The 4526-nt window shown below is 37.4% G+C and carries 2 protein-coding genes; both read right to left on the reverse strand.

Annotation, left to right across the window (positions count from 1 at the left end; all coding sequences use genetic code 11):
• The coding region (locus HMPREF9706_RS02915) for a YPDG domain-containing protein (protein WP_006907880.1) at positions 1-3206 on the reverse strand (3206 nt) is incomplete at its 3' end.
• A gap of 465 nt (positions 3207-3671) precedes the next feature.
• The coding region (locus HMPREF9706_RS09190) for an LPXTG cell wall anchor domain-containing protein (RefSeq protein WP_006907881.1) at positions 3672-4526 on the reverse strand (855 nt) is incomplete at its 5' end.

Consider the following 4526-nt stretch of genomic DNA (forward strand, 5'->3'; position numbering starts at 1 on the left):
ACTTCAACTTTTGCATTTGGTTCAGACTTACCTGTAATTTCCTTATCGCCTGCTTTTGGTGCAGTGATTGTTGGGTTTTCTGTTTTTTCAACTGGTGTTTCGTCAACTACACTTATTTTTGCACTTACTTCGTCAGTTGAATCATCTGGGTAAGTTACTATTACAGGAATATTTATATCTTTTCCTGCATCTTCTTTTGTCGGTGTGTAGGTAATTTCTCCAGTTTCTTCGTTGATTTTTGCACCTGCTGGAGCACCTTTGCCAAGAGCGAACTTTGTTCCTTCTGGTTTTGTAGTTGGTTGACCATCTTTATCTGTGAAGTTTGGAGCTGTAATTGTAGTTTGTGTACCTACTTGACCGTCAGCGTCAGTGTATGATGGTGTGAAGTCATCAGTGATTTCAGCTTTTTTCCATATAGCATAAACAGTTAAGGAGTTTTCGATTGCAGTGTCTTTTGTGAAGTTTGCTTCTGTAGCATCTGGTGTTGTTGCCCAACCTACAAATGTATATCCTTCTCTAGTTGGATCTTCCGGCATAACATTTTTACCGTTATAGTCGAGACCGTTTGGTGTGTAACCAGCATTTCCAAGATATTGTTTGTTTTCTGGAGCTACTACTACTGTATCTTCAGGTTTTCCTTCGTAGTTTTGGTCAAATGTAACCCTTGCTTTTACCTTTTCTACAACTGGGTCTGATGGGAATTGTCCTTTTCTTGAGTTGTTTAGGTAGATTGGCATATCTTTTTTTAGTTTTAGATTTTCTTTGCCATCTTCAGATTTAAGTTGAGCTAGGGCATATTTATATACTTCTTCGTATTTTCTATCGCCTTCTTCAACTCTTCTACCATTTTCGTCTAAAATTATAGTTTCTTTTCCATCTTCATTAGCAGACTCTACAGTACTAAAGTAGAACTTCTCACCATCTGGGCTCATGTAATAACCTGTTACACTGTTTTCGTCTCTACGTACAGTACCTACAATTTCTTTATCTGTATCAAATATTTCTTCTACTTGTGGTACATGTTTGTACTTAGTAACCATTACGCCATCAACGCTCTTTGAGTGTTGGAAGTAGTATGGGTTATAGTCTTTTTCGAAGTTGTCGCCCTCTACATTTACTATATCCTTATCAGTTTCTGCATTACCTGTATTGATATATAGTCTCCAGCTTTGGCTTTCGTATTTGTGACCATTGTCATTTACAATCCAGAGTCTGATTTTTTCACCAGCAGATAGGGTTCTACCAGCTTTCATGTCAATGTCGTACTTCATATTTCTAGCTGAACCTATACCACCAGCGTTTCTTTCTGTAATGGTTTCAAAGTCACTTGCTCTATGTGGAGCTGAATTATCATTCATTATGTGGTAGGTATCGCCAATTTGCATTACATATTGGTTGCCTTTATCTTTCATCTGATCTTTAAATTCAAGAGTAAGCTTGCTACCTTTATCGATAACAGTATCTTCCTTTACCTCTTGTTCAGATTTTAGGAAACCATCTTTGTTTTCATGGATAAATCCACTTTGGAAAGCATATGCTTGTAGGTATTTGTTTTGAGGGAATAATTTTGAAATCATATCCTCGTCAACATTGTATTCAATGGTAGTATTTACATAGTTTATAGTAGCTGTTTTAAATAGGGTTGAGTAGATACCTGTTGTAATATTTCCTGATGTAGCACGAACTACCTTGTTTCCAGTTTTATCTAGGTTTGATTCAAAGCTAGATCCCACTACATAAATTGTAGCCACACCATTTTTAACATTGATTTGGTTTCTCTTAATACCTACTTTCGGAGTGTCTTTGTAGGCTTTCTCATCACCAATTCCGTTAACATTAAGATAAGCTACGTTTCCATACTCATCTTCTTTTAGTAGGTCAAGGAGTCTTGCGTCAAAGGATTGAGTAAATCCAACATTACCTAGGTATGAGTCTATAGAGTCAGACTTTCTGTAGTAGTGTTTAGCTTTTATAACTTTTTTCTCACTATCATACTCACTTGAACCATAACTTAGTCTGTTAGATTCTTTATTTGAGTTAGCTGGAATTATATCATTATGAAGGTTGGAGTTTAGAGGAATAACGGTTGTTTTTGTAAATTGAGAATACTCAACATCATTTAGCTCTCTAGTTCCAACTGTTCCTGGGAAGTTAGCTAATATTTCTTTATATTTTGTATCATAACCCCTGTGTTGAACAAGATAGTCTTTCCTTCCTAAGTCAGATATCTTAACACCTTCTTTTAAGACAAGGTTCATAGGCAGTTCATATAGGTTTCCTGTGTAGGAACCAGTTATCTGTGATAACATAAACTCTGCTTGGTAGTCAGCTGCGTTTACATTATTAAACAAGAATTTTTGTTCACCCTTAGATGTTGAATAAACATAGGACCTATCCCAGTCAATTTTTTCATATAGGTCTTTTTGGAATTTAAAGGCTAGGGAAAGTTGATCCATCCAAACAGATTCTGATGTTCTGGAATCTCCCTTCCACTCAAGTCTGATTACATCTCTGCCTGTTTCGTCCGTATAGGTTCCGAGGTAATTTACTTCGTTCAGTGCCATACCACCGTTACTAAGCCCACCCATGTTTTTAGCCTTATTATAGCCTTCTGGGGCTTTCCAGTAGTCATTATCTTCTGTGATTTTTTCATCCCAGTTGTTGGCAGATTGACCAGCTTTTTTCTTTTGGTCCTCAGTAATTGCCTTATGATCGCCAGCTTTTTGAGCTTCTGGTTTAAGTTCTGGAGATACTTCTAATGAATCTTCAGCTGCTTTATTGACTACTTCTTTTGATTGAGCTTCATCTTGACTCGCACGGCTATCAACTGATTCTGCTTCATTCGATCCTTCTAGCGAGTCTTCCGTTTTCTCATTTGATGAACCTTCTTCACTGGTCGCATCTGCTGCTGGTTCTTCTACTTGTGAAGCTGCTTCACCGCTAGCATGCTCATTTGACCCTTCATCGTCTGTCTTCTCTCCTTGATCATCAGACAAAGTCACTTCAGGATCTACATTCGATGTATTTTCAACTACGGGTGCATCTCCATTCTCTCCAGCAGCTTGTACTAATGTCGCATCGGACATGAATAATAGACCAGCAACGGCTACAGAAGCAACCCCTACTGATAAACGACGAATTCCATAACGATTGACCTTATTAGCCGCTTTACGGTTTAAGGCATCGATATTATTTTTACCTACCATTTTTCTCCTCCTAATATTTAAGTTTTCTTACATTCTCGGTTACCCATAAACTAAGATAGTTTATTCAGTTTACCTAGTTCATAGATAATCTTTACAACAAAACTACTTCATTAATTTTTTGCATTAGATTTTTAGCTAGGCTCCTATTGTAGTCTACCTAGTTTCAATCATCTAAGCCCCCCCTTTATTAATGATCAAAGATACTCTATTAATCATGCTTAACTAAAGGGTGTCCCCAAACAATCTCAACATAATTTATAAAGAATCTTATCAATAGTATAGCTATAATAACAAAAAATAACAATAAATAAAAGTTTTATGATTAAATAAGATAATGCTTTATTTTGAAACCCTTTACATGATTGCTTTTTTTAGTAATTTTAAATATCATCCGGACTTTTTACAGAAAAAAGCACACTGATTGAGGGAATCAGTGTGCTTTAAATAGTAGGTATTCTTTTATATCTAGTCTTCTTTGCGTTTTCGAGTGGCTAATCCAAGTCCTGCAAGAATAGATAAGGCAGCTAGACCGAATATTGCAGTTGGATCTTGTTCACCCGTTTGAGGAAGAGTAGAAGAGTGATCCATTGAATTGTCTTGGCCAGATTTATTCTTCTCAGTTACCAATAAGTGACCTGGAATGTAATCTTTGGAACCATCAGGATAGGTAATGGCTGCTGAACCATCATTACCAACTTCAACCTTAGTTCCAGCTGGGAACTTGTCTTTGTTAGCTTCTTCAATGGCTTTCTTAACCTTGGCTTTTTCATCTTCGGTTAAGTGATTCTTATCGCCAACTAAGGTCTTATCCGCTGGGATTGTTGGATCGATTTGATCTGCTTGAGATCCTATATCAGGTTTCTTATCAGAACCGTTGTCGTCTTGACCCTTCTTGTGGCCTTCAACTTCAACTTCGATTTCGATTTTTCCACCTGGAAGATCTGGATCTTCAACCGTAATATTGATTGGTCCGTCGACATCCTTACCTGGGGTTACCACGATATTGCCATTTTCATCGATTTCTGCTGGAATATCTTTTCCATCTTCGTCTTTGGCTTTGACCTTGGTGTCTTTATCAGGGTTTGTAACCTTAACACCCGTGTCTTGTTTGTCATCCGTTGGTTTAACGGGTTTCTTACCGGATTCATCAACAGATGTCTTCTTATCTTCTGGTTTCTTGTCAGAGTTGTTGTCGTCTTGACCTTTTTTATGGCCTTCGACTTCAACTTCAATTTCAACTTTTCCACCTGGAAGATCTGGATCTTCAACGGTTACATCGATTGGACCGTCGACATCCTTACCTGGGGTTACTACGATATT

The sequence above is a fragment of the Facklamia hominis CCUG 36813 genome (assembly GCF_000301035.1).
Lineage (GTDB): Bacteria > Bacillota > Bacilli > Lactobacillales > Aerococcaceae > Facklamia > Facklamia hominis.